Genomic DNA, 25441 nt, shown 5'->3' with positions numbered 1-25441 from the left:
GTGAGCCGCGGTGTAACGCAACCGGAATCGCGATTTTGGGTGCGGTTCACCCGTCAGTCGAACTCAGGTGCCTCCGTACGGGAACGCTTGAGCTCCCAGAAATGCGGGTACGACGCGAACGTCACCGACGCATCCCAGAGCTTGCCGGCTTCTTCACCGCGCGGGATCTTCGAGAGCACCGGGCCGAAGAACGCGACACCGTTGACGTGGATGGTCGGGGTGCCGACGTCGTCACCCACGGCGTCCATACCGGCGTGATGGCTCTTACGCAGTTCGTCGTCGTACTTGTCGGTGGTGGCGGCCTCGGCCAGTTCGGCGGGCAGACCGACCTCGTCGAGGGCCTGCGCGATGACCTGATCGAGGTCTTTGTTGTTCTGGTTGTGAATCCGGAAGCCCATCGCGGTGTAGAGCGGGCCGAGGATGTCCGGACCCTTGAGCTGCTCGGCGGCGATCGCGACCCGGACCGGGCCCCACGCCTTCTTCATCAGTTCCTGATAGTTCTCGGGCAGGTCACGGCCCTCGTTGAGCACCGCCAGGCTCATCACGTGGAACTGCACGTCGATATCGCGGACCTTCTCGACTTCGAGGATCCAGCGTGAGGTGATCCAGCACCACGGGCACAGCGGGTCGAACCAGAATCCGGCCGTGTCTTTTTGGTCCGTGGCCTTCTGATCTACGGTGGCCATCTACGCGTCCTCTCGATGTGGTTCAGGGCACAACTGCATTCAGCACAACTCTGCACCTGCACCGAGATGTTCCCGGAGCGAGTAACTATCCGGGGAGCAATCGCGACAAGCTTGGTGACCGGCATGTCGACATGCATGCTGGAGTCACGGCAGCAGCACAGGAAACGCATAGTGGGCGAACCTTTATCGAAACGTGTTGTTCCTGTGACCCTGGTAAACCACTGTTGCCCAAGTGAGCAGAGCGATGTAAGGGTTCTGCGTGATAGCTGAGGAGCTCAACATGGCCGCTCGTGCCTTCCTGGCCACCGCAGGTGCCGTCGCCGCCGCCCTCGCGTTGGCAGTCCCTGCGCAAGCCGACCCGGTCCCGGCGCCGAACGATCCGACGGATACTTCGTTCCTGAACGCGCTGAACAGCGCCGGGGTGGGCTACGGCGACCCCAACACCGCCGTCCAGATGGGCCAGGACGTGTGTCCGATGCTGGTCGAGCCGGGCAAGAACTTCGCGTCGGTGGCCTCGCAGATGCGCGGCGACGGCGGCATGTCCCCACAGATGGCGTCGTTCTTCACCGGCATCGCCATCCAGATGTACTGCCCGCAGATGATGTCGTCGATCAGCGACGGTTCGATCCTGAACAACCTGGGCGCCCTCAACGGGCTCGCCGGGATCGCCGGCTTCCCCCAGTAGCCCGGGTCCCTCCGACGTCCAGCCACTAGGTTGGACACGTGGCACTTCCCAATCTCACCCGCGAACAGGCCGTCGAGCGCGCCGCTCTGGTCACCGTCGACAACTACGACGTCGTCCTCGACCTCACCGACGGCACCGGCAACCCCGGCGAACGCACCTTCCGGTCCACGACGACTGTGACGTTCGATGCCCTCGCCGGCGCCGACACCTTCATCGACCTTGCGGCCGACACGGTCCGCAGTGCGACGCTCAACGGCGTCGCACTGGACGTATCCGGCTACGACGAATCCACCGGCATCACACTCACGGGTCTCGCCGAGCACAACACCCTGGTGGTCGATGCCGACTGCCTGTACTCCAACACCGGCGAGGGCCTGCACCGCTTCGTCGACCCCGTCGACAACGAGGTCTACCTCTACTCGCAGTTCGAGACAGCCGACGCCAAGCGGATGCTCGCCTGCTTCGATCAGCCCGACCTCAAGGCCACGTTCGATGTCCGGGTCACCGCGCCGTCGCACTGGCAGGTGATCTCCAACGGGGCAACCACAAGCACCGAGCCCGACGGCGCGGTCACCGTGCACACCTTCGCCACCACCCCGAAGATGAGCACCTACCTGGCGGCGTTGATCGCCGGACCGTACGCGGTGTGGCGCGACTCCTACTCCGACTCCCACGGCGAGATCCCGCTGGGCATCTTCTGCCGGGCCTCGCTGTCCGAGTTCATGGACGCCGACCGGCTTTTCACCGAGACCAAGCAGGGTTTCGGCTTCTACCACAAGAACTTCGGCACGCCGTACGCGTTCGGCAAGTACGACCAGCTGTTCGTCCCCGAGTTCAACGCGGGAGCCATGGAGAACGCCGGCGCGGTGACGTTCCTCGAGGACTACGTCTTCCGGTCCAAGGTGACCCGGGCCTCCTACGAGCGTCGCGCCGAGACCGTGCTGCACGAGATGGCCCACATGTGGTTCGGCGATCTGGTCACCATGCAGTGGTGGGATGACCTGTGGCTCAACGAGTCCTTCGCGACGTTCGCGTCGGTGCTGTGTCAGGCCGAGGCCACCGAATACGACACGGCGTGGACCACTTTCGCCAACGTGGAGAAGTCCTGGGCCTACCGGCAGGACCAGCTGCCCTCGACTCACCCGGTCGCCGCCGACATCCCGGACCTGGCCGCCGTCGAGGTCAACTTCGACGGCATCACCTACGCGAAGGGCGCCTCGGTGCTCAAGCAGCTGGTGGCCTACGTCGGGCTCGAAGAGTTCCTCTCCGGGCTGCGCGACTACTTCCGCGACCATGCCTTCGCGAACGCCACCTTCGGCGATCTGCTGGGTGCGCTGGAGAAGTCCTCGGGACGTGACCTGTCCGGCTGGGGCCGGCAATGGCTCAAGACAACGGGTTTGAACACGCTGCGGGCCGACTTCGAGGTGGACGGATCGGGTGCGTTCACCCGATTCGCGATCTCCCAGTCAGGCGCGGCCCCGGGCGCCGGGGAGACCCGGGTGCACCGGCTGGCCATCGGCATCTACGACGACGACGGTTCGGGCAAGCTCGTCCGCGTGCACCGCGAGGAGCTCGACGTCGAGGGCCCGGTCACGGAAGTTCCCGCACTGGTGGGCATTTCACGCGGCAAGCTGATCCTGGTCAACGACGACGACCTGACCTACTGCTCGCTGCGGCTCGACCCCGCCTCGCTGTCGACCGTGCTGTCCCGGATCGCCGACATCGCCGATCCACTCCCCCGCACGCTGGCATGGTCGGCAGCCTGGGAGATGACCCGCGAGGCCGAGATGAAGGCCCGCGACTTCGTCGCCCTGGTGATGAGCGGCGTGCACGCCGAGACCGAGGTCGGGGTCGCCCAGCGGCTGCTGATGCAGGCGCAGACCGCGCTGAGCTCCTACGCCGATCCCGCCTGGGCCGCTGAAATCGGCTGGCCGTCGTTCGGGGATGCACTCCTCGACCTGGCCCGAGAGTCCGCGCCAGGCTCCGATCACCAACTCGCTTTCGTGAACGCGCTGTGCACCTCGGTGCTGTCGCCGAACCACGTCGCCGTGCTGTCGACCCTGCTCGACAACGAGCCGGCCGCGGTGAACATGACCGGCCTGGTGATCGACACCGACCTGCGCTGGCGGATCGTCACCGCACTGGCCCGCACCGGCGACGTCGACGCCGACGGGCCCGAGACGCCGTTCATCGATGCCGAGGCGGAGAACGACCCGACCGCGGCCGGCAAGCGTCAGGCCGCCGCGGCCTCGGCCGCCCGCCCGCAGGACGTGGTGAAGTCCGCGGCGTGGGAGCAGGTCATCGAGGACGACACGATCGCCAACATCACCACCCGCTCGATCGTCGGCGGTTTCGTGCAGCCCGGTCAGTCCGAGTTCCTGGCACCGTTCACGGCGCGCTACTTCGCGGCGATCTCCGGGGTGTGGGAGCGGCGGTCCAGCGAGGTCGCCCAGACCGTGGTGATCGGGCTGTACCCGTCGTGGGACATCAGCCAGAACGGGCTCGACGCGGCGGACGCGTTCCTGTCCGATCCCGAGGTGCCGCCCGCGCTGCGCCGGCTGGTGATCGAGGGCCGCGCCGGGGTGGAACGCTCCCTGCGCGCCCGTGCCTTCGATGTGAGCTGATTGCCTCTGCCCCGCGAGCGACCGTGTCTGTACGGCGACACGCCGTGTTTTCTGTACCGACGCGGTCGCTCGCGGGGCTCATAGGCTTGCTCCGTGGCGGTCAGTCGAACGCGCGCGGCACGGGCTGCCCGCAAGCGCAAGCGCCGGATGGATCTCGTGGTCCACGACCTCACCGACGAACAGTGGGAGGCCATCAAAGCGGCGTGGGGCGGGTGCGCCTACTGCCGCGGCACCACGGGTCCGTTCCAGAAGGACTGCGTCATGGCGATCTCGCGCGGCGGGCGCTACACCGTGGACAACGTCGTGCCGGCGTGCGGATCGTGCAACGCCAGCAAGTGCAACTTCGAGGTCAGCACCTGGATGCGGCGCAAGCGGTTCGATGAGCGTGCGTTCTTGACGCGATATGTCGAGATCCGCAATGAGCTGACGGGCTAGGCCACCCCGCAAATGCAGCGAGCGTGCGTGCTTGTCAGTCGACAACCACGCACGCTCGCGGCGCTAGGTACTGAAAGAATCAGGCAGGAGCAACGCCGGCTGACAGCACGCGCACGGCGCTGATCAGACCGTCGATCAAGTTGCCCTCCTTGAAGGAGGCGGCAGCTGCCGAGACGCCCAGCGGGGCGGCCTCTTCGATGCCACGGCCCTTGACGTCGGCGCCGTAGACCACCTCGATCGCGTGCTGGTCGGGTGAGACCGCGAGCAGCACCGCGTTGTTGGGGGTGGGCACCTTGGCCAGGATCTCGCGTGCCGTGGCGGCGGTGTCCGCGCCGAGGTCACCGATGTAGACGGCGAACCGGGCCTTGGCCGCGCGCGAGCCGTACTTCAGCGCGTCGTCGAGCACGACCAGATCCATCGTCGGGAACGGGTAGTGCACGGAGAGCTCTCCGGGCTCGGTGACCCCGGAGATCCGGCCGCTGTAGGTCAGGGCGTAGCCGTAGGGCAGGTCCAGATCGGACGGAGCGACGGTAGAAACTTCACCACTTGCCACTTGCGCCGCCTCCGATCGTCACACCGTGTGAATCATGCCCGCCGTGCCCGTGATCCTGCGGCTCCTCGGCAGCCCACAGGATGGGCTCGTGGGTCCACGGCTCGGACAACTTGTAGGTAGCCGGGTGCGGTCCCTTGCGGGTCATGAAGATCAACGCGAGGACCACGAACAACAACAGCGGAACCCCTCCGAGGAGGGAATGGGTAAGTGCTGTGCTCACGCGCAAACCGTATCAGCCGCAATGCGACGACGCGCCGAGAGTGCCCAGCAAGTCGGGCGTCAGGCCGCACCTTCACCCAGATAGCGCACCCAGGCCGGGTCGAGTTCCTTGATCGTCGACAACAGCCTCCAGTGCTGACCCTTCGGCGGCATCGGCACGCACCGCAGTGACCAGCCCAGTTCGGCCAGCAGCCGGTCGGCCTTGCGGTGATTGCACGGCGCGCACGCCGCCACACAATTCTCCCAGGAGTGCTCGCCGCCGCGGCTACGCGGGATGACGTGGTCGACGGTGTCGGCCCGCCCGCCGCAGTACGCACAGCGGAAGCGGTCCCGGTGCATGAGCGCGGCCCGGGTCATCGGGATACGGGCCCGGTAGGGCACCCGTACGAAGGTGCGCAGCCGGATCACCGAGGGCACCACGATGGTGCGGGTGGCCGAGTGGATGACCGGTCCCGACGGGTCGTCGTGCACGACGTCGGCTTTGCCACACATCACCATGATCACCGCACGCCGCAGCGGCAGCGCGGTCAGCGGTTCGTAGGTGGAGTTGAGCAGCAGCACCCGGCGCCGCCCCCACAGGGAGGCGTCAGGGTTGATCGTCGGCAGTGCCTCGACGCTGTGCAGAGGGCGATTTGGCACATGGGGTCCCGATGGGCCGGGTATGTGGCCGGTCCGTCGCATATGGCTTTTTTTGCTGTGCGCCATGGAGCCTCCGAGGAGACAGTCCACCATGGATCCTGCGGATACGCACGAAAATTCTTTGTGTGTTCGCAGGTCAGTCCAATGAACACCAGGTGACCACGGTGCCGTGACCGGCGCCGACGTGCCGTCAGGCCACAATGGACCACAATGAACGACGTGACGCAGGTGCAGCGATCTTTCTACGACGAAGTCGGTGGGCACGACACTTTCGCGGCGATCGTGTCGCGGTTCTACCAACTGGTGCGCGAGGACGAGATCCTGCTGCCGTTGTATCCCGAGGACGACATCGACGGTGCCGAAGAGCGGCTGCGGATGTTCCTCGAGCAGTACTGGGGTGGGCCGCGGACGTACTCCGACCAGCGTGGCCACCCGCGGCTGCGGATGCGGCACGCCCCGTTCCGGATCGGATACCTCGAGCGCGACGCCTGGCTGCGCTGCATGCACACCGCGGTGGCCTCGATCGACTCGACGACGCTGGACGAGCCGCACCGACAGGCGTTGCTGGATTATCTGAACATGGCCGCAGACTCGATGGTGAACTCGGCGTTCTGACATGCGCCGGTGGTGGGCAGACGCGGTTTTCTACCAGGTCTATCCCCGCTCATTCGCCGACAGCGACGGCGATGGGGTCGGTGACCTCGACGGGGTGAGCACCGGGCTGGACTATCTGGCGGCGCTCGGCGTCGACGCCCTGTGGCTCAACCCGGTGATGGTTTCGCCGATGGCCGACCACGGCTATGACGTCGCCGACCCGCGCGACGTCGACCCGCTGTTCGGCGGCATCGACGCCCTGGACCGTTTGCTCGACGCCGCTCATGCCCGCGGCATCCGGGTCACCATGGACCTGGTGCCCAACCACACCAGTTCGGCGCACCCGTGGTTCGTCCAGGCCCTGTCCGATCCCCGCCATCGCGACCGCTACATCTTCCGCGACGGCCGCGGCCCGCACGGTGACGCGCCGCCCAACAACTGGGTGTCGGTGTTCGGCGGCCCGGCATGGACCCGCGTCACCGAGCCCGACGGCACACCGGGCCAGTGGTATCTGCACCTGTTCGACCCCGCCCAGCCTGACCTGAACTGGAACCACCCCGAGGTGTTCGAGGACCTGGAGAAGACGCTGCGGTTCTGGCTCGACCGCGGGGTCGACGGGTTCCGCATCGACGTCGCCCACGGCATGGCCAAGCCACCCGAGCTGCCCGACATGGCTATCACCGATACCGCGCTGCTGCGCAACAGCGACGACGACCCGCGGTTCGACAACGACAGCGTGCACGACATCCACCGGTTCATCCGCACGGTGTTCGACGACTATCCGGACGCGGTGGCCGTCGGCGAGGTCTGGGTGCACGGCAACGAGCGCTTCGCCAGGTACCTGCGCCCCGACGAACTGCACCTCGGCTTCAATTTCCGTCTGGTGCAAGCCGATTTCGACGCCCGCGAAGTCCACGACGCGATCGACAACGCGATCGCCGCGGCCAACCTCGCCGGGGCGACACCGACGTGGACGCTGTCCAACCACGACGTGGAACGCGAGGTCACCCGCTACGGCGACGGTGCCCGGGGATTGGCGCGGGCGCGGGCGATGGCGCTGGTGATGCTGGCACTACCGGGCGCGGTATTCGTCTACAACGGCGAGGAACTCGGGCTGCCCAACGTCGACCTGCCCGACGCGGTGCTCCAGGATCCGGTGTGGGAGCGCTCCGGCCACACCGAACGCGGACGTGACGGGTGCCGGGTCCCGATGCCGTGGTCGGGCGACGCTCCGCCGTTCGGCTTCTCCTCGAGCACCGACACCTGGCTGCCGATGCCCGCCGAGTGGGCTCCGTTGACGGTGCAGCATCAGCAGGCCGACCCGGCGTCGACGCTGGAGTTCTACCGCCGGGCCATCCAATTGCGCTCCAGCCGTGTGGAATTCGCCGGCAGCCGGATCGAGCTCGACACCGCCGACGAGGTTCTCACGTTGCGGCGCGAAGGCGGCCTGGTGTGTGTGCTCAACACCGGCGCCGGGCCGGTGCCGTTGCCGCCGGGCGAGGTGCTGCTGAGCAGTGGTGAGCTGACGGATGCCGTGCTGCCCGCCGACACCGCCGTCTGGCTGATCTAGAGGCGGGCCGTCAGCGCTGCGCCCGCAGGGCACCATCCAAGGTCGCCATCAGCTGGGCCACCCGGTTGGTACCGGACGGCGCAGGCGGATAGCGACGGAGGACGTCGATCAAGACCGGTGTGGCCAGGTGCCGAACTCGTTGCAGCACCATGTCCCCCGCCGCAGGATCGCCGCTGTTGATCTCGGCGATGCGGGCCACGCTCGCCGCGGCCCGCAGGATGTGGCCGACCTGATGGGCTTTCGCGATCGGGTGCAGGTAGGCCGCTGAGGCGGCGTCACCGGCTGCCTGTGCCGCCAGGCGCGCGGATTCGGTGTCGGCGTCTTTCGCTGCCCGGTGCGCATCCAGTGAAGCGACCCGCTGCGCCTGGGATCGTGGGGGCGCCGTTGACGAACCGCCAGGCGGCGGTGATGGCGGCTCGCGGCCGAGGGTCGTCGGGATGCACGCCCTCGAACACGACGAGGACTTCTTCAGCCGTCTCCGTCACGTATCGAGCCACGACCCGCAGCTCGTCCATGCTCAGCTCGAAGTCGCCCGATGTCACGTTGCGCGCCCGACGGTCAGCCCAGGATCAGGGCGGCGCTCTCCCGGCGCCGGTACACCGACCCGAACCGGGCGTCGATGCGCAACCACGACGGGTGCGCGCGAACCCGGACGATCTCCTCTTCGCTCACTTCGTTGCCGGTCTGCGGCAGAAACCCCATGGCCGTCAACGCGAAAACGCAGCGCATGGGCACCCCGACGACCTCGTCACCTGCGCTGACCGCAATTACCTCCTGGTCGAGCAGCGAGGCCGGCGGGCCGTGGGCGCTGCCGTGCTCGCGGGCCAGCGCTCCACCCTGCTGGGCCAGGTCGAGCATCACCCGCGCGGGGATGTCATCGAGGTGGACGAATCCGTCGTCGGGCGGCAAGCCACCGCGCCAGGCCGAATCCATCGGGAAGCCGGGGTCGACGTATCCGTCTGCGGCAGTGGACAATCCGGTCACCAGCGCGTCGGCTCCCGCGGACAGGTCCGACGGTCGCACCCGCCCGGTCACCACCCGGCTGGCCAGCACCTCCAACCCGGTCGCCACCCAGGCGACGGCTGTGCCGGCCTCCCGGTCGCGGGCTCGCTCCCGCAGCCGCACCACCGCAGCATCGTCCAACCGCAGGGCACGGTCGAGGAACGTCGCGAGATCCTCTCGGTCGCGCGGATCGTCGATCCACAGGCCGCGCTCCGAGATGGTCATCGCAGGTGGCTCTCCAGGTAGCCACGCTGCTCGGCCGTCAGCCGTTCGAGTCGCTGCTCGGCGATGTGCACCGCGGCCAGCTGGGTCTCGCCGATCACCGACGGCTTGGAGTCGGGAGCGGCATTCAGCGAACGCACCTCGTAGCCGATCGTGAAGTCGACGGCCCGCACCCGCTTGGACCACATGGTCACCTGAAGCGGTGAGTCCACCAGCCGCAGCTGCCCCTTGTAGGCGATGTTGACCTCGGCGATCAGCAGGCCGATGGTCTCGATCGTGGCGCCGAACGGCTCACGCAGGAACGGTATCCGGGCCTCTTCGAGAAGGGTCACCATGGTGGCGTGGTTGATGTGCTGGTACATGTCGATGTCCGACCAGCGCACGTGCACCGGCGTTGTAAAGCTCACGCAGTTGTTCCCGTTCCACTCGTTCGTGTCATGCTGCGGATCTGCCGCGCCGCCACAGACAGCGTTGCCAGATCCTGCTCACCATCTTGGTATATCGCGGTCAGCGTGCGACGGGCGCGGGTCACCCGGGAGCTGTTGGTCAGCTCCCACTCGGCGATCTTCTCCTCGCCGGTCTCGTCGGGTTCGCCTACGGCGAGCACGTCGAAGCACAGGGCCCGAAGCGAACCGTAGATGTCGTCGCGAATCGCCAACCGCGCCAGGGAATGCCACCGGTCATCGCGGCCCAGCTGGGACACCGCGGTGAGCAGCCCGTCGGCACCGAGGCGATCCATCAGTGCGAAGTAGGTGTCGGCCACCTCGGCGGGCTCGCGGTCGACGATGTCGGAGATGTCGATCACGTCGAGCAGGCTGTACTGGTAGAGACCGGTCGCCACGGCAAACGCCAGTTCGTCGGACACCCCCTGCGCGGAGAACTCCCCGGCCTCCTTCTCAACGATGGCCTTGTCGTCACCGCGCAGCCATTGCGACATGTGCGGGCGCAGCGCGGACACCTTCGCGGCGAACCGGTTGATCTCGGCACCGACCGCCAGTGGCTGCGGACGGTAGTTGAGCAGCCAGCGCCCGGCGCGGTCGACCAGCCGGCGCAGATCCAGCGTCATCCGGTCGGTCACGAACACCGGGACCCCTTCGTCACCAGCTGCCCGGATCTCGCGCCACACCTTGCCGATCCCGAAGATGGCGTCGGTGGCGACGTAGCTGCGCACCGCGTCGACCGGGCCGACCCCGACATCCTCGGTGATGCGGTACGCGTAGCTGATCCCGCTGGTGTCGACGAGATCGTTGACCAGCATCGTGGTGACGATCTCCCGGCGCAGTTGGTGCGACCGGATCTCGCTGGTGAACTGCTTCCGCAACTTCTCCGGGAAGTACTGCGGCAGCCGGGAGGCGAACACCTCCTGCTCGGGCAGGTCACTGGCCAGCACGTCGTCCTTGAGATTGAGCTTGACGTGGGCCATCAGCGTCGCCAATTCCGGTGAGGTCAAACCGATTCCGGCATCGACGCGGCGCTTGATCTCTTTCTCCGAGGGCAGCGCCTCCAGCTCGCGGTTGAGACCGCGGTTGGCCACGAACTCCCTGATCATCCGGGCGTGGACCGAGAGCATGCTCGCGGCGTTGGCCCGGCTGGTCCCCATCAGGTCGTTCTGGTCCTTGTTGTCGGTCAGCACCAGGGCACCGACCTCGTCGGTCATCGACAACAACAACTCGGTGCGTTCTTCGGGACTCACCTTGCCCGCGGTGACCAGCGAGTCGATCAGAATCTTGATGTTGACCTCGTGGTCCGAGCAATCGACGCCCGCGGAGTTGTCCAGCGCATCGGTGTTGATCCGGCCACCGGCCAGGTCGAATTCGATGCGCCCCAGGGACGTCACACCGAGGTTGCCGCCTTCGCCGATGACCTTGGCCCGCACCTCGTTTCCATTCACCCGGATCTGGTCGTTGGCGCGATCACCGACGTCGGCCTCGGTCTCGGCCTTGACGTAGGTGCCGATACCGCCGTTCCACAGCAGATCGACCGGCGCCTTGAGAATGGCCTTCATCAGGGCCGGCGGCGTGAGTTCCTCTATGTCACCGTCGATCCCGAGTGCCGCGCGGGCCTGCGGGCTGAGCGGGATGGACTTCTGTTGACGGCTGAAGACACCGCCGCCCTCGCTGATCAGCTTGGCGTCGTAGTCCTCCCAGCTGGACCGCGGGAGCTCGAACAGGCGCTTGCGTTCCACCCACGACACCGCCGCGTCGGGGTCGGGATCGACGAAGATGTGCCGGTGGTCGAAGGCGGCGATGAGCCGAATGTGCTTCGAGAGCAACATGCCGTTGCCGAAGACGTCACCGCTCATGTCGCCGACGCCGACGACGGTGAAGTCCTGGCTCTGGGTGTCCACCCCCATCTCCCGGAAGTGCCGCTTCACCGACTCCCACGCACCCTTGGCGGTGATGCCCATGGCCTTGTGGTCGTAGCCGATGGAACCGCCCGAGGCGAACGCGTCGCCCAGCCAGAACCCGTAGGACTTCGCGACCTCGTTGGCGATGTCGGAGAACGTGGCCGTGCCCTTGTCGGCCGCGACCACCAGATAGGCGTCTTCCCCGTCGCGCCGGACCACGTCCGGTGAGGTGACGACGGCACCGGTCCCCTTGTCGACGTTGTCCGTCACGTCGAGCAGTCCGGAGATGAATAGTTGGTAGCACGCAACGCCTTCGGCGCGGGTCGCCTCGCGGTCGACGGCGGCGTCACCGGTGAGCTCTGGCGGTCGTTTGACCACGAACCCGCCCTTGGCCCCGACCGGCACGATGACCGCGTTCTTCACCGCCTGGGCCTTGACGAGACCGAGGATCTCGGTGCGGAAGTCCTCACGGCGGTCCGACCAGCGCAGCCCGCCGCGGGCCACGAACCCGAACCGCAGGTGCACGCCCTCCACCCGGGGCGAGTACACGAAGATCTCGAACTTGGGCCGCGGCAACGGCAGCTCGTTGATCAGGCCGGGGTTCAGCTTCATCGCCACCACACCACGTTGCCGCGCCGAATCCGGCTGCTGCACGAAGTAGTTGGTACGCAGGGTGGCCTGGATCAGGGTGGCGAAGGCACGCAGAACCCGGTCGGTGTCCAGGCTCACCAGGGCGTCGATGTCGGCGGCCACGGCCGCGGCCGCCCCCTGGGCGTCCCGGGTGCCCGCGGTGTCCTCGGACGGGTCGAACAGCGCCTCGAACAGTTGCACCAATGATCGTGTGGTGTGCGGGTTCTCGTTGACCACCGACTCGATGTGCGACTGGCTGTACGGAAAACCCGCCTGGCGCAGGTACTTCGCATAGGCGCGCAGGATGACCACCTGCTGCCAGGTCAGGTCGGCCCGCAGCACCAGTTCGTTGAACCGGTCCACCTCGACCCACCCGTGCCAGATGGCGGTCACCGCGTCGGCGAATCGCCGGGCGGTGGCCTCACGCGAAGCCGCGTCGGGCGCCTCGGGGATGCTGCGCTGCCGGGCCACCTTGAACTGGTAGATCCAGACCGGCAGGCCGTCGGCCCGGCGCACGGTGTACGGGCGCTCCTCGAGCACCACCACACCCATCGACTGGAGCATCGGCAGCAATTCGCTCAGCGAGGCCGACTGTCCCCCGAGGTACCAGGTGAGCTGGGCCAGCCCGTCGGCCCCGTCCTCGTCGAACACCAGCTTGACCGAATTGTCCTGCAGCCCTTCGATGATCGCGATATCGGCGATCGCATCCGCCGGGGCGACGGCTTGCTTGTAGTCCTCCGGGAACGCCGTCGCATAGTGCTCGACGGCGGCGGGACTGAGCGCCGCGTGGGCTGCAGCGCTGGTCATGCGGTCACCCCAGTTGCGGGTGGCCTCGGTCAGCAGATTCTGGATCCGGTTCTCGTTCTCGGCCGAGGTGTCCACGGTGTGCGAGGCGGTGCCGTCGGGCAGCCGAACCGTGAAATGAACCACTGCCCAAGGCGATTCGCTGACTCTGGCGGAGTAGTCGATGCTCTCGCCACCGAGCTCGCGCACCAGGATGTCCTGCATCTCCAGCCGCACCGCGGTGGTGTAGCGGTCTCGGGGCAGGTACACCAGGCAGGACACGAAGTGCGCTAGTTGATCAGCACGCAGGAACAGCAGGGTACGGCGCCGTGACCCCAGGTCCACCACGGTCAAAGCCATGTCCAGCAGCTGCTTGGAGCTCAGCGCGAACAGTTCGGGGCGTGGGATGGTCTGGACGATGTCGCGCAGCAGCTGCCCGGGATGGCTGGGATCGCGGCGGGCCATCGCCAGCGCCTCCTCGACGCGCCGCGAGATCAACGGGATCTCCAGCACGTTGGCGTTCATCGCAGCCACCGTGAACAGGCCTACGAAACGATGCTCTGTAGCAATGACATCACTCCGCCCGCCGGAGCTCTCGCGCACGACGACGATGTACGGGTAGGCGCCGTAACGCACATAGCTCGGCATCGTGGCCTGCGCCAGCACCATCAGGTCGTCGGCGGCGGTCAGCGGCGGGAGCACATCGTCACGCAGCTTGAGCACACCGAGCCGGCTGGCCGGATCGACCGAGGCCTGCCCGTCGCTGATCGCGCACTGCTGGTAGCCCAGCAGCACGAAGTGTCCGTCGGATAGCCAACGCAGCAGAGCGGCCACGTCCCTGCGGTCGGCGTTGGGAAACCGGCCCTCCACATCGGTGGCCACGTCGTTGGCCAGGGCGTGCAGCGCGGCGCCCATCGCCGCGGAATCCAGCCCGATCTGACGGGCCTCGGCGAGGACACCGGGCACCAGCCCGACCACCTCGGTGAGCGCGGGACCGTCGGCAGCCCCGCTGACCGGGACCAGGATCCAGCACTCGTCGACCCCGTCAACCCCGGTCGCCTCGGCAGCGGGCTGGAAATCCAGCAGCACACCGTTGGCGTCGCGGCGCACCCGGAAGACCGGGTTCATGATGGCCGGGTAGGCGATGCCGTGCCGGTGCAACAACACCGTCACCGAATCCACCAGCATCGCCGCCTGCTCGGTGACGATCTGCAGGGCCGGGCCGGAGTCACTGTCCCCGGGATACACCATGACCTTGGTTTCGCCCGGTGCCCGTTGGCCGGCCAACGCGTAGTGGGCGGCCAACGTGGCATCGGAGACCAGCCGCTCGGCCACCGCGGCCTGAGGGCCGGTGGCCGCGACACCCGGCGCATCGGCCTGCGGAGCCCGGTAGGTGGACAGGAAAGCCACCGCGAGCCGGTGGATCACCTCAGGCGGTGCCTGTGAGCGATCCCGGTCGCTAATTCCCTGTCCCCGAAGAGCTCCCGGTTCGGCCGTCATACGGATCACTCCCTACTCACGCCCATGCACCGGCATTGGTGCATAGCTGCGACATTAGTAGCGTCACCGAGCCCGCTGCGCCGTTTATCCCGTCACGGCTCAGTCGCGGGTCAGTCTCCGGTGGGTCACCCGGTGCGGGCGTGCTGCTTCGGCACCGAGACGTTGGATCTTGTTCTCCTCGTAGGCACCGAAGTTGCCCTCGAACCAGAACCACTTGGCCTCGTTGTCGTCGTCGCCCTCCCACGCCAGGATGTGCGTGCAGGTGCGGTCCAGGAACCACCGGTCGTGGCTGATCACCACGGCGCAGCCGGGGAACTGGTCAAGCGCGTTCTCGAGCGAGGACAGGGTCTCGACATCGAGGTCGTTGGTCGGCTCGTCGAGCAGGATCAGGTTTCCGCCCTCTTTGAGGGTCAGCGCCAGGTTCAGCCGGTTGCGCTCACCGCCGGACAGCACGCCCGCCGGCTTCTGCTGATCCGGTCCCTTGAAACCGAACGCCGACACGTAGGCCCGCGACGGGATCTCGTTGTGGCCGACCTCGATGTAGTCCAGGCCGTCGGAGACGACTTCCCAGACGTTCTTCTTCGGGTCGATGCCCGCGCGGCTCTGGTCGACGTAGCTCAGCTTGACCGTCTCACCGACCTTGACCTCACCGCTGTCGGGCTGTTCGAGGCCGACGATGGTCTTGAACAGCGTGGTCTTACCGACACCGTTGGGACCGATGACGCCGACGATGCCGTTGCGGGGCAACGTGAAGGACAGGTCCTTGATGAGCGTGCGGCCCTCGAAGCCCTTGTCGAGGTGGCTCACCTCGACCACGAGGTTGCCCAGCCTCGGCGGCGCCGGGATCTGGATCTCCTCGAAGTCGAGCTTGCGGGTCTTGTCGGCCTCGGCGGCCATCTCCTCGTAGCGGTCCAGACGTGCCTTGTTCTTGGCCTGCCGGGCCTTGGCGCCCGAACGCACCCAGGCCAGCTCTTCCTTCAGCCGTTTCTGCAGCTTCTGGTCCTTCTTGCCCTGCACCTCCAGGCGCTCGGCCTTCTTCTCCAGGTAGGTCGAGTAGTTGCCCTCATACGGGTATGCGCGGCCACGGTCGAGCTCGAGGATCCACTCGGCGACGTTGTCGAGGAAGTAGCGATCGTGGGTGACCGCGAGGATGGCGCCCTTGTAGTTGGCCAAGTGCTGTTCGAGCCACAGCACGCTCTCGGCGTCGAGGTGGTTGGTGGGCTCGTCGAGCAGCAGCAGATCCGGCTTGGACAGCAGCAACTTGCACAGCGCCACACGGCGGCGCTCACCGCCGGAGAGGTGGGTGACGGGCTCGTCGGGCGGCGGGCAGCGCAGCGCGTCCATGGCCTGCTCGAGCTGGGAGTCGATGTCCCAGGCATCGGCCGCGTCGAGCTCCTCCTGCAGGTGACCCATCTCTTCCATGAGCTCATCGGTGTAGTCGGTGGCCATCAGCTCGGCCACCTCGTTGTACCGGTTGAGCTTGGCCTTGATCGCCACGCCGGCCTCGACGTTCTCGCGGACCGTCTTGGTTTCGTCGAGCTGCGGCTCCTGCATCAGGATGCCGACCGTCGCGCCGGGTTGGAGGAAGGCGTCGCCGTTGTTGGGCTGGTCGATGCCGGCCATGATCTTCAGCACACTCGACTTACCGGCCCCGTTGGGACCGACGACGCCGATCTTGGCTCCCGGAAGGAAGTTCAGGAAGACGTCGTCAAGGATGACCTTGTCGCCGTGCGCCTTGCGGACCTTGCGCATCGTGTAGATGAATTCGGCCATGCCGTGATGTGCCTTTCTGAAACTCTTCGGGAATGTCGGATGGGCGCTTGCGCGAAGGGTTGCGTCAAGCCCAACTCACTCGCGCCCATCCTAGGCGTGACCGAAACCGGCTAGGCCGACAGTGGCAGCTCACCCTCATCAGGCTCGGTTTCTGCCCCATTCGGGTCGGCTGTCACCTCACGGGGTTCGACCTCGGGCGCCGGTCCGGACGTGGGTTTCGGCAATGGCGCGACCTTGGCTGTGCAGCGGGACAGATCGGGTCCGACGGCGCTGGCGCGCACCTCGACCGACGACCGGCGCACGCCTTCTTTGTCGTCGTATTCGCTGGTGTAGAGGTGGCCGACCACCACGACCGCGTCACCACGCCCGAGCGAGGCACTCACACCCGTGGCCAGATTGCCCCAGCAGTTGACGGTGACGTAGAGCGAGTTGCCGTGCTCCCATGTGCCCTCGGAGGTGCGCCGCCGCGAGTTGCTGGCCACCCGGAACTTGTACAGCTCCTGATCGCCGAACCGCAGCCGGACCGGGTTGGTGATGATGTTCCCCACGATGGTGAACGGTGTCTCGAACATTTCTGGTTCCTTTCGCTTCATCGATGCGGCGGCCGGAGGTGAAGCGTCGACCGCCTTACCCGTCAATTGACGGTCGACGCCCCGACATCAGGACGCCCGGCGAAGCCGACGCACCCGTCGGCTGGGGATGAAACGCAGGCTGGGGATAACTCCGGAGTCAGCCGGAAGGACGGTCGCGCCGCGCCATCTCGGCGAGCATCGCGTTGTAGGCCGCCAGATCGGCGTCGTCGTCGCGGTCGGCGGCCCGGTCCAGCCGCTTGGCGGTGCGCTGATCGCTGCGCCGCCACTGGATGAGCAGCGCCAGCATCACGATGACCAGCGGGACTTCCCCGGCCGCCCAGGCGATGGCGCCGCCGAGATGCTGGTCTCCGAGCAGGTCGGTGTGCCACGGCAGTTGAAGCGACCGGTAGAAGCTCTCGCCGAGCACGTTCTTCATGCCCATCAGCACCACACCGAAGAACGCGTGCAGCGGCAGCGAGGCGAACACCATCCCGATCTTGACCAGGTGCGGGACGGGCCTCGGGGTCGGGTCCACGCCGATGACCACCCAGTAGAACAGGTAGCCCGACAGCAGGAAGTGCACGTTCATCAGGATGTGCGCGGCGTGGTTGCTGACCGCGGCGTCGAAGATGCCGCCGAAGTACAGGCCGTAGAACCCGGCCACGAACAGCACGGTCGCGACGATGGGATGGGTCAGGAATTGCGACACCCTGGAGTGCAACGCCGCCAGCAGCCACTCTCTGGGGCCGGGTGGCGAGCCGCGGCCCGCGGTCGGCAGGGCCCGCAGCGCCAGGGTCACCGGGGCGCCCAGCACCAGTAGCACCGGAACCAGCATGGACAGCAGCATGTGGGCGATCATGTGCACGCTGAACATCGCCGGCATGTAGCGACCGAGCCCCGATGAGGTGGTGAACAGCAGGACGGCACAGCCGAGCAGCCAGGCGAACGTGCGGCCCACCGGCCAGGCGTCGCCGCGGCGGCGCAGCCGGTACACACCGGCCAGGTACACCAATGCGCCGACGATGGCCGCGGTCCCGAACAGCAGGTCGAATCGCCAGTCGAACAACACCCGAGCGACCGTCGGCGGCCCGGCGAAGTCGTATCCGATCGCGACCTCGGTGGCGCTGGGGATCCTCGGCTCGGGCGGCGGCGGGGTGCGTCCCAGCCCGACGGCGATGCCGAACGTGGCGCCGAACAACGCGGCTTCCGTCAGCGCCAACCGGATCAATGGTCGGCGCGCACCAGCGTCGGCGGCCAGAGCGGTCAGGCTGGCCCGACGCTGTCGCCAGCCCAGCACGCCGAGCAGACTGAGGGCCACGAGCTTGGCCACCAGTAACCAGCCATAGCTGGTACGCACCAGATCGGATGGTTGGATCCGCACCAGCGCGTTGAGCACACCACTGACGGCCATCGCGATGAAGCACCACAGGGCCAGCGCCGAGAAGCGGCGTGCCGCCAGCGCGGTGGCCGGGCCGTCACCGCCGGACCCGGCAGCGGCCCGGATGGCGTGGGCCAACAACGCCAGCAGCCCGCCGGCCCACAGCGCAGCGGCGACCAGGTGGATGAACAGGCTGTTGGTGGCCAGATCGTGGGCTCCGCCTGCCGACGAATGCCCCGTCAGAACCAGCGGCATCAACGTCAGCAGCGAACCGGCCAGCAGCACCGGCGTCCACCCCCACCGCAGCACCGGGAGGCTCGCGATGGTGACGGCGGCCGCCAGGATCGCCGTCCACCGCCAGGCGACGGCGACATCGACCAGGCCGGCGGCCGACCACACGTCGACCGGTGCGAGATGGTCGAGCAGCGGCTGCCCGGACACGTCGGAGACCGTCAGCGGAACCAGCAGTGCCGCGCACACCGTCCACACGCCCGAGGCCGCCGAGCCGAGTCGCAGCGCCCGGTAACCGGCGACATCGAGCACGCCGTTGGTCTGGGGTGCTGCCAGGAACGCCGAGAACAGGAAAGACCCCACCGCGATGACGGCGGCGATCTCGCCGGCAGCGCGCACGAACGGCAGTCCGTAGGTGGTGACGGGGCCTGGATCGGGCAGGCCGGTGGCGGTCAGGGCGTCGGCCAGCGACAGCGCGCCGATGCCCGCCGCCACCGCCCCGGCCAGCAGACCCACGCCGACCAGCACGGGCCACACCACGCTGTTGCGCACGCTGGATGCGGCCACCTGGCCGGCAGAAGTCATGGTGCAAGGGTATGGCGTGGGCTCCACCACACCCCCAGGCGTCGCCTAGCCGGACGGACCCCGCACGACACGACGCTGCTTTTCCCGGATGTAGAACTGCTCACGCGCGATCTCGTCGACCTTGTCCATGTCGGCGACGACCCCCCGCAGTTCCTCGCGGAACGCGTTGCGGCGCGCCTGCAGATCGGGGCCGTTGACCAGCAGGTTCTGGTCGGCCGCCACCTGCCGCGCGGTGGCGAAAAGCAGCGCCGAGACCGACTCGTTGCTGCTGATCCGCCCCTGCGCGACGTACTGACGACCGACACCGAGCGCCCGCCTGGTCAGGTCCCGCTCACCGATCTCGGCCGGTGCGTCGCGTAACACGTCGGCGACGATCGCATAGGCCTCGAAGAACGGCCGCAGCATGGCGCCCACCAGCAGCGGTCGCTTGCTGCGCAACATCTGATAGATCTCGTCGCCTCCCGCCGAGACCTTCGCTTCCCAGCCGCCGGCCGCCTGCCCTTCCGGTGTGCGGTCGTACCACGACATCTCTTCGGCGACGTTGTCGCGGAAGGCCTCCGAATCGGCGAAATAGAAGTCGAACTTGAGCAGATCGCGCAGCCGCATCACCTGGTCCCAGAAGACCTGTAGCGGGTCGCCGGCGGCATGGGCGGCATGGGCCAGTGCCAGTTCGACGATCGAGGTCTCCTGGAAGGCGTGGATCAGCGAGTTGCGGTAGAACGCCGCCTCCAGTTCGTCCTCGGGGGCGATCCGCCATACCGGTTCGCGGCCGCTGTCCACCATGGTCACGGGGTGTCCCCCGGAGAGCGCGTCGACGGCCGAGCGCACCCCCTCGGTGGTACGCAGGCGTAGTGCGCTGTTGGTCACCGGGGTGTTCTTGCGCTCCAGATAGTCCAGCGAGTCCTGCAGCGTGTGGTGCAGCTGATCGAGGGTCAGGGCGACCCCTCGGGCGCCCAGCAGCAGCGCCGAGACCAGGTTGGTCGCGCTGACCGGGGTGACCCGCAGAATCCGCCAGGCCACCTCGAACGCCATCTTCTGCATCGCCAGGCGTTTGGCCGCCTCGTCGTGGGCCATGTCGCCGCCCGGCTCGCCTAGGTGCTCACGCATCGAAACCGCTTCGGGGAAGCGGACATAGATCTTGCCGTAGTTGCGTTCGCCCTGCGCCTTGATGAAGTTGTACAGCCAGCTCAGGCCCTCGGGCGTCTTTTCGCCACCACGGGCGTACGCGGCGTACTCGGCGGTCTCGTGCAGCTGGTCGAAACTGATCGACACCGGCTGCAGCAAGATGTCCTCACTACGGCCGTCGAGGTAGGCATTGGCGACATAGGCGAGCAGACCGAGCTTGGGCGGCAACATCTTTCCGGTCCGTGACCGGGTGCCCTCGATGGACCAGTTCAGGTTGAACCGCTTCTCCACGATGTAGCCCACGTACTGGCGCAGCACGTACTTGTACAGCGGGTCATCGAGTTTGCGGCGCAGGAAGATGACGCCGGAATGCCGGAACAGCGGACCCATCAGGCCGAACGACAGGTTGATCCCGGCGAACGTGTAGACCGGCGGCAGCCGGTTCTCCTGCATGGCCACCGGGACGATGACCCCGTCGAGATACGAACGGTGGGAGAACAGCAGCACAGCCGGATGTTGTTCCAGGGCATGGCGCATCGACTCGATCTCGGAGCGGTCGTAGTCGATACGCGGATCGAATCCGCGGCTGAAGATGGCCCGGCCCAGAGTTGGGATCAGGTCAACCGAGAACCGGCTCCACCCCGTGGAGAGCTCGTCGAGCATCTCCCCGGCCTTGTCCACCGTCGCCCCGGGAATCTGTTCCAGGCCTTGACGGAAGCGTGCCGAGTCGAGCATCTCCGGCTTCACCAGCCGCGGCGACTTGTATTCGGGGCCCAGCAGGCGAAGCTCGACCCGCTCGATCGCCAGCGCCGCCCGGCGAAGGACGAACCGTGCGAATTCCCTTGGGTTTTCCGCGACTGTGGTCTCGCTCCACTGCTTCCGCAGTTCCGATACCTTGGCCGGCTCACCGGCGACGACCCGGGCCCGCGTCGGGTTCTTGCGCAGGATGCGCCGCTGCAGGATTTCCGGCGGCCGATAGGTGTCGCGGCCCGAGATCAACCCGACCACTTTCAACCGGGTGGGCAACCCCGCGGGCACCCAGAACACCCGGACCGGGACCACCAGCCGGTCCTCGTCGGATTCCAGCTCCGCGACCAGCCGGGCCACCACTCCGGGTGCGGGCTCGTCGGTGGCAGGTAGCTGCAGGACCTCGACGGTCGAGTCGGGGTGTTCGCGCCGCTGCGTCTTGAGCCAGTCGTTGAGCAGTTCCAGTTCGGCCGGCGACGACACCGATGCCAGCACCAGTGCATCGTCGGTGGTGCTGAAGCTGGGGAAATCGTCGAGCCCCGCGGTCACGGTCGACCCTTGGGGGTCGATCGCGACGTCGAGGTATCCGGTTTGGGCGCAGCCTTTTTCGCGGGCGCCTTCTTCGCCGGTGCCTTCTTGGCGGCCCGGCGCGGTGCGGCCTTCTTGGCCGGAGTGGCGCGGGTATAGACGTCGAACACCGGCAATTCGTCCTCCGGCCAGGATTTCAGTGTGTCGAGGTAGATCTGGCGGACCTCGGCGATGCGGTCGGACAGGTTGTCGACGGTCCAATCCTCGACCGATATCGGCGGGTACACCGCGACGTCCACCTTGCCGGGGTTGAACGTGCTGGAGTCGCGGGCCGCGATGACCTCGGCGTTGCGGATCACGATCGGGACGATCGGAATGCCCGCAGCCATGGCGATGCGGAACGGACCCTTCTTGAACGGGCCGACCTCGGTGGTGTCGAGTCGGGTGCCCTCGGGAGCGATCAGGATCGACAAGCCTTTGCGGGCAAGCTCTTCGATCCTGTGCAGGCTTTCGACGGCCTTCTCCGGGTCGTCGCGGTCGATGAACGCCGCGTCCATCACCTTGCCCAGTGGTCCCATCAACGGGTTCTTCTCGAGCTCCTTCTTCCCGACGCCGGTGAAGTCCACCCCGACCAACCGGCCCGCGATCATCGGGTCGGCCTGGTTGCGGTGATTGAAGATGAACACCGCGGGGCGCTGCGCGGTCAGGTTCTCCTCGCCGAGGATGTTGAGCTCGATGCCCGTGGTGAGCATCAGCAGCTTGCTCCAGTTCGACGTGAAGAAGTTGACCCCGGTGCGCTTGTTGCGGGTGAGCAGCCCGAGTCCGATCGCGCCGGCCGCGACGGTCGGGATGGTGGCGAGGCTGGCGAGCGTGCGTAGTTGCGCGACGGGGCTGCTGCCGCTGCGGCTGCTGAATTTCAGTACGGGCCAGCCGCGTTTGGCGGCGACGGCGGCCAGCTTGCCAGCCGGATTGGTGGGCCGCGGGTTGCCCACCAGGTACATCAGGGCGACGTCTTCGTCACCGTCGGCGTAGAAGTAACTCTTGCTCAGGTCCACCCCGTTGGCCGCCGAGAAGTTCTGCACCGCACGGGCTTTGCCGGGACCCCAGATGACGGGTCTCATCACCTCCCCGGTGATCAGGCCGTCCTCGTCGGTCTCGAACTTGTTGCAGAGCACGTTGTCGATGCCGAGAAAGCGAGCCACCGGCTCCACCTGAACCGTCAGCGCAGAGGAACTCAGCACCACGGTGTGGCCACGGGCCATGTGGGCGCGCACCATCGCACGCATCTCCGGGTACATGCGGCCCTGGACGTGCTGGACGAACAGCCGCTCGCCCAGCTCGTCGAGATCGCTGAGCGAGTTGCCGTTCAGCATCCGGGCGCCCTTGCCGATCAGGTCCTCGAACTCTGAGCGCCCCAGCTGGTGATTGAGCCCGGCCTGCACCATCCCGATGAACTCGCCGATGCTCATCTGACCGCGACGCAATCGATCCTGCGTCATCAGCACGCCCGTGAACCCGGCCACCAGTGTTCCGTCGAGGTCGAAGAACGCCCCGATCTCCGGGCCTTCCGGACTCGCCTCGATCTCAGCGAGCGACCCCGGCAGCCGCTGCTTGGATTTGCCTGCCTGCCCTGGTGACGTCACTGTGCGGCACTCCCGTTCGACGACGCGTTTTCAGCCTCTGGCGGCACCGTGGCCGCGAAGGTGACCGGTTCGGCGCGCCCGTCGCCCCCGAGCGCGAGCACCTCGTTGAAGCCGTCGAGCAGGCACTGCGCGAACAGGGCCTCGTCGGTGATCGCCGCGCGGTCGTAGCGCGTGGTCACGGTGAAGTACCCCGACCGCGAGATCAGCACCGCCATGATCGCAACACCCGGCAGCGGGCCAATTCCGTAGTGCCGCAATATCTTCGATCCGGCGATGAACGTGTCGCCGGCATACATCGCGACGTTGCTGGCCTGCACGTCGGAGTTCACCACCGAGCCGGCGACCGATTCCAGGATGTTGTCCGGTAGCAGACTCAGGACCGGAGCGATGGCGCCCACGATGTCGATCGCACGTTCTTCACGCTTGGTGGTCATCTGGGCCCGAACGGCTTTGATCCGTAGCTCCGGATCGGCGATGCCGACCGGAGCGGCCAGATTGACTCCCGCGAATCGGTTGCCACCGGCCGGATCATCCTCGGAACGCAGGTTGACCGGCACCGCCATCGGCAAGTCCTCGATCGGGACTCCCATCGCCTCGTGGTAAAGCCGCAGCGCGCCGCACAGGCCGGCCAGGTAGGCGTCGTTGATCGATCCACCGGCGGCCTTGGCGGCACTCCGCAGGTCACCGAACGGGATGTCGATCGCCTCGGTCCGCGAGGACAAGCTGCGCCGACGCAGCAGCGGCGACCGGTCGGCCGCAGGCCGATTCACCCGGGCTCCCGACATCGCGTACTCGACGACTCCGCTGACCGCCGATACCGGGTCCCGCACCGTCCGGTTGGCGACGCGCGCGGCACCGCCGATCAGGCCGAGCACGCCACCCGCGATCTTGCCGGGAAGCCGGCCGAGCCCTTCCCGCATGAGATCGTTGGGCGACAGGTCCTGAGGAATGGGCAACGGCGCCATCTGCCGAGGCTCGGGATCGCGTTCCAAGTCGTAGATGTTGGCGAACATCTCGATGGCACCGACCCCGTCGGTCACCGCATGGCTGAGATGCAGGATCGTGGCTGCGCGCCCACCTTCCAGCCCTTCGACCAGCGTCGCGCTCCACAGCGGGCGCGTGATGTCCATCGGTGTCTGCAGCGCAATCTCGGCCAGGTCGAACAAGTCCCGGAGTGTGCCCGGGGAAGGCACTCTCATGCGCCGAACATGGAAGTCGAGGTTGAAGTCAGGATCGATCACCCACCGGGGCGACGCCGTCGGCAGCGTCGGCATGACGACCTTCTGCCGCAGCCGTAGGACGTTGCGGGACGCGTTCTCGAACCGGGTGCGGAACCGCTCCCAATCTGGGGTGGTGTCGAGGATTTCGAGGCCGACGATGCCCGACCGCGTCCGGGGATTCGCCTCGCCGCGATGCAGCAGCTGGTCCACTGCACCCAGTTTCTCGGGCAGTCCGGCCGCGTCCACCTCCGGCACGTCGCTCATAGCGTGGTCCCTCTCCCCTCCCCTGGCCACCAAGTGCAGCGTCCACGCTAGTCCGCCTCCGGCTCCGCGGGAGGGCTTTGCCGGTGCGTGCGTCGCGCGTCACCGCCCTTCACGCCGAGGTACGGGTTTCGTCGATCGGCGGGAGGTGTTTGTCCGGTAGGTCGCGAAACGAGGTGGCCGCCAAAATTCGTTTCTGCTGACCGTTCTTGGTCGGCGTGACCCGGAGATTGACGGAGACGCCGTGATCGGCGGGCCGGATGTAGTAGCACTCGTCGGTGTCCGGACAGTAGATGCAGATGACGTCGATCGCGTCCTTGTCGATGGGCGCGCAGTGCGCGCCGTGGCGATCGGCCCAGGTGGACCGGAGGTTGAGTTTGACCGCTCCCGCTCGTGCCGACCGGTACTTCACCTGGATGCGGTGAAAGGTGCCTGCCGCGTACGCCACAAGGTCGAACGGCGCATGCTCGGTCGCGGGGAACAGCACGCAAAAACCATTGCCTACCAGGTCGGCATGCGCTTTGGCGACGCCGAGGTCACCTTTGTCTTTGGTGTGATGTCGACCCACTGACTCGCTCGTTTCATCGGCCGCGGTTCAAGCAGCCCACGTGCTGCATATCCGTTTCGGCAACGACACCCACGCGGTGTAAATTGTGGTGGTCCGACTTGCCCCCGTGGCGCAACGGATAGCGCATCCGGTTTCTACCCGGTCGGTTGCAGGTTCGAATCCTGTCGGGGGTGCCATGTCTCGTTCATTTGACGTGTGCTTCTCGTTCTTGAGCGCACCGTACCCCGCACATCCGACAACTCCATGTCGGTCGACTGCTCGCTCAATACGAGGGTGAGCCTGAATCTCACGTCGCTCCACGTTTCCCGGATATCGCGCAGA

At 67.0% G+C, this 25441-nt stretch carries 19 protein-coding genes, 1 tRNA gene and 1 pseudogene; 6 read left to right on the top strand and 15 right to left on the bottom strand.

Annotated elements, in window-relative coordinates; all coding sequences use genetic code 11:
• Window positions 1–53 precede the first annotated feature (53 nt).
• Window positions 54–686, bottom strand: coding sequence for a mycothiol-dependent nitroreductase Rv2466c family protein (locus tag TX88_RS28365; protein WP_044522632.1), 633 nt, complete (start codon window positions 684–686; stop codon window positions 54–56).
• A 280-nt stretch (window positions 687–966) separates the two neighbouring features.
• On the opposite strand from TX88_RS28365, the gene TX88_RS28360 reads away from it, so the two are divergent.
• The 3 genes from TX88_RS28360 to TX88_RS28350 all read left to right on the top strand — a co-directional run bounded on the left by TX88_RS28360 (window position 967) and on the right by TX88_RS28350 (window position 4430).
• A complete protein-coding gene (locus tag TX88_RS28360; RefSeq protein ID WP_044524178.1) occupies window positions 967–1371 on the top strand; it encodes a DUF732 domain-containing protein in 405 nt (134 codons plus the stop codon).
• Window positions 1372–1409: 38 nt separating this feature from the next.
• Window positions 1410–3995, top strand: a complete 2586-nt coding sequence (gene pepN, locus TX88_RS28355) for an aminopeptidase N (RefSeq protein ID WP_044522630.1) — start codon at window positions 1410–1412, stop codon at window positions 3993–3995.
• Between the two features lie 93 nt (window positions 3996–4088).
• Window positions 4089–4430 (top strand): HNH endonuclease, encoded by a 342-nt coding sequence (locus TX88_RS28350; protein ID WP_044522628.1) that lies wholly within the window; start codon window positions 4089–4091, stop codon window positions 4428–4430.
• A gap of 79 nt (window positions 4431–4509) precedes the next feature.
• Here the strand turns inward: TX88_RS28350 and TX88_RS28345 are convergent, their stop codons facing one another.
• From TX88_RS28345 to TX88_RS28335, 3 genes are read right to left on the bottom strand one after another with little or no spacing between them, the layout of a single operon-like run.
• Window positions 4510–4983: a DUF5130 domain-containing protein gene (locus tag TX88_RS28345; protein ID WP_044522624.1), complete on the bottom strand. Its 474-nt coding sequence runs from the start codon at window positions 4981–4983 to the stop codon at window positions 4510–4512.
• Window positions 4970–5203 (bottom strand): aa3-type cytochrome oxidase subunit CtaJ, encoded by a 234-nt coding sequence (ctaJ, locus tag TX88_RS28340; RefSeq protein ID WP_044522623.1) that lies wholly within the window; start codon window positions 5201–5203, stop codon window positions 4970–4972. The genes TX88_RS28345 and ctaJ overlap by 14 nt, the downstream gene beginning before the upstream one ends.
• A 59-nt stretch (window positions 5204–5262) precedes the next feature.
• Window positions 5263–5907 carry an HNH endonuclease gene (locus TX88_RS28335; protein WP_044522620.1) on the bottom strand — a complete coding sequence of 215 codons (645 nt, stop codon included), beginning with the start codon at window positions 5905–5907 and terminating at the stop codon, window positions 5263–5265.
• A 144-nt stretch (window positions 5908–6051) separates the two neighbouring features.
• Between TX88_RS28335 and TX88_RS28330 the strand changes: the two genes are divergently transcribed.
• Entirely contained in the window at window positions 6052–6456 is a 405-nt protein-coding gene (locus TX88_RS28330) for a globin (RefSeq protein WP_044522618.1), read from the top strand.
• A gap of 1 nt (window position 6457) precedes the next feature.
• Entirely contained in the window at window positions 6458–8005 is a 1548-nt protein-coding gene (locus TX88_RS28325; protein ID WP_044522616.1) for a glycoside hydrolase family 13 protein, read from the top strand.
• Between the two features lie 10 nt (window positions 8006–8015).
• Here the strand turns inward: TX88_RS28325 and TX88_RS28320 are convergent.
• From TX88_RS28320 to TX88_RS28270, 11 genes and pseudogenes are all read right to left on the bottom strand, one after another.
• A pseudogene (locus tag TX88_RS28320) lies at window positions 8016–8520 on the bottom strand (putative immunity protein).
• Window positions 8521–8563: 43 nt separating this feature from the next.
• The gene (locus TX88_RS28315; RefSeq protein ID WP_044522613.1) at window positions 8564–9232 is read right to left on the bottom strand and encodes a DUF8185 domain-containing protein; all 669 of its coding nucleotides are present in this window, start codon (window positions 9230–9232) and stop codon (window positions 8564–8566) included.
• On the bottom strand, window positions 9229–9636 hold the full coding sequence (locus TX88_RS28310; RefSeq protein WP_084622217.1) for an acyl-CoA thioesterase: 408 nt from the start codon (window positions 9634–9636) through the stop codon (window positions 9229–9231). The genes TX88_RS28315 and TX88_RS28310 overlap by 4 nt, the downstream gene beginning before the upstream one ends.
• Window positions 9633–14489, bottom strand: coding sequence for an NAD-glutamate dehydrogenase (locus TX88_RS28305; RefSeq protein WP_044522609.1), 4857 nt, complete (start codon window positions 14487–14489; stop codon window positions 9633–9635). The genes TX88_RS28310 and TX88_RS28305 overlap by 4 nt, the downstream gene beginning before the upstream one ends.
• A 99-nt stretch (window positions 14490–14588) precedes the next feature.
• Entirely contained in the window at window positions 14589–16262 is a 1674-nt protein-coding gene (gene ettA, locus TX88_RS28300) for an energy-dependent translational throttle protein EttA (RefSeq protein ID WP_044522607.1), read from the bottom strand.
• A 110-nt stretch (window positions 16263–16372) separates the two neighbouring features.
• Window positions 16373–16834: a single-stranded DNA-binding protein gene (locus TX88_RS28295; protein ID WP_044522606.1), complete on the bottom strand. Its 462-nt coding sequence runs from the start codon at window positions 16832–16834 to the stop codon at window positions 16373–16375.
• Between the two features lie 157 nt (window positions 16835–16991).
• On the bottom strand, window positions 16992–19028 hold the full coding sequence (locus TX88_RS28290) for a bifunctional copper resistance protein CopD/cytochrome c oxidase assembly protein (RefSeq protein WP_044522605.1): 2037 nt from the start codon (window positions 19026–19028) through the stop codon (window positions 16992–16994).
• Between the two features lie 45 nt (window positions 19029–19073).
• Window positions 19074–21449 carry a glycerol-3-phosphate 1-O-acyltransferase gene (locus tag TX88_RS28285; protein WP_044522604.1) on the bottom strand — a complete coding sequence of 792 codons (2376 nt, stop codon included), beginning with the start codon at window positions 21447–21449 and terminating at the stop codon, window positions 19074–19076.
• The gene (locus TX88_RS28280) at window positions 21446–23071 is read right to left on the bottom strand and encodes an HAD-IB family hydrolase/lysophospholipid acyltransferase family protein (protein ID WP_044522600.1); all 1626 of its coding nucleotides are present in this window, start codon (window positions 23069–23071) and stop codon (window positions 21446–21448) included. The genes TX88_RS28285 and TX88_RS28280 overlap by 4 nt, the downstream gene beginning before the upstream one ends.
• Window positions 23068–24555 carry a wax ester/triacylglycerol synthase family O-acyltransferase gene (locus TX88_RS28275; protein ID WP_044522599.1) on the bottom strand — a complete coding sequence of 496 codons (1488 nt, stop codon included), beginning with the start codon at window positions 24553–24555 and terminating at the stop codon, window positions 23068–23070. The genes TX88_RS28280 and TX88_RS28275 overlap by 4 nt, the downstream gene beginning before the upstream one ends.
• 109 nt (window positions 24556–24664) lie before the next feature.
• Window positions 24665–25120, bottom strand: a complete 456-nt coding sequence (locus tag TX88_RS28270; protein ID WP_044522598.1) for a group I intron-associated PD-(D/E)XK endonuclease — start codon at window positions 25118–25120, stop codon at window positions 24665–24667.
• Between the two features lie 100 nt (window positions 25121–25220).
• On the opposite strand from TX88_RS28270, the gene TX88_RS28265 reads away from it, so the two are divergent.
• Window positions 25221–25296 (top strand) — tRNA-Arg (locus TX88_RS28265).
• Window positions 25297–25441 lie beyond the last annotated feature (145 nt).

Source organism: Mycolicibacterium septicum DSM 44393 (genome assembly GCF_000455325.1).
In the GTDB taxonomy this organism is placed as follows: domain Bacteria; phylum Actinomycetota; class Actinomycetes; order Mycobacteriales; family Mycobacteriaceae; genus Mycobacterium; species Mycobacterium septicum.
Note: the sequence above shows the minus strand (reverse complement) of the source record. Positions and strands in the feature narration are given on the sequence as shown.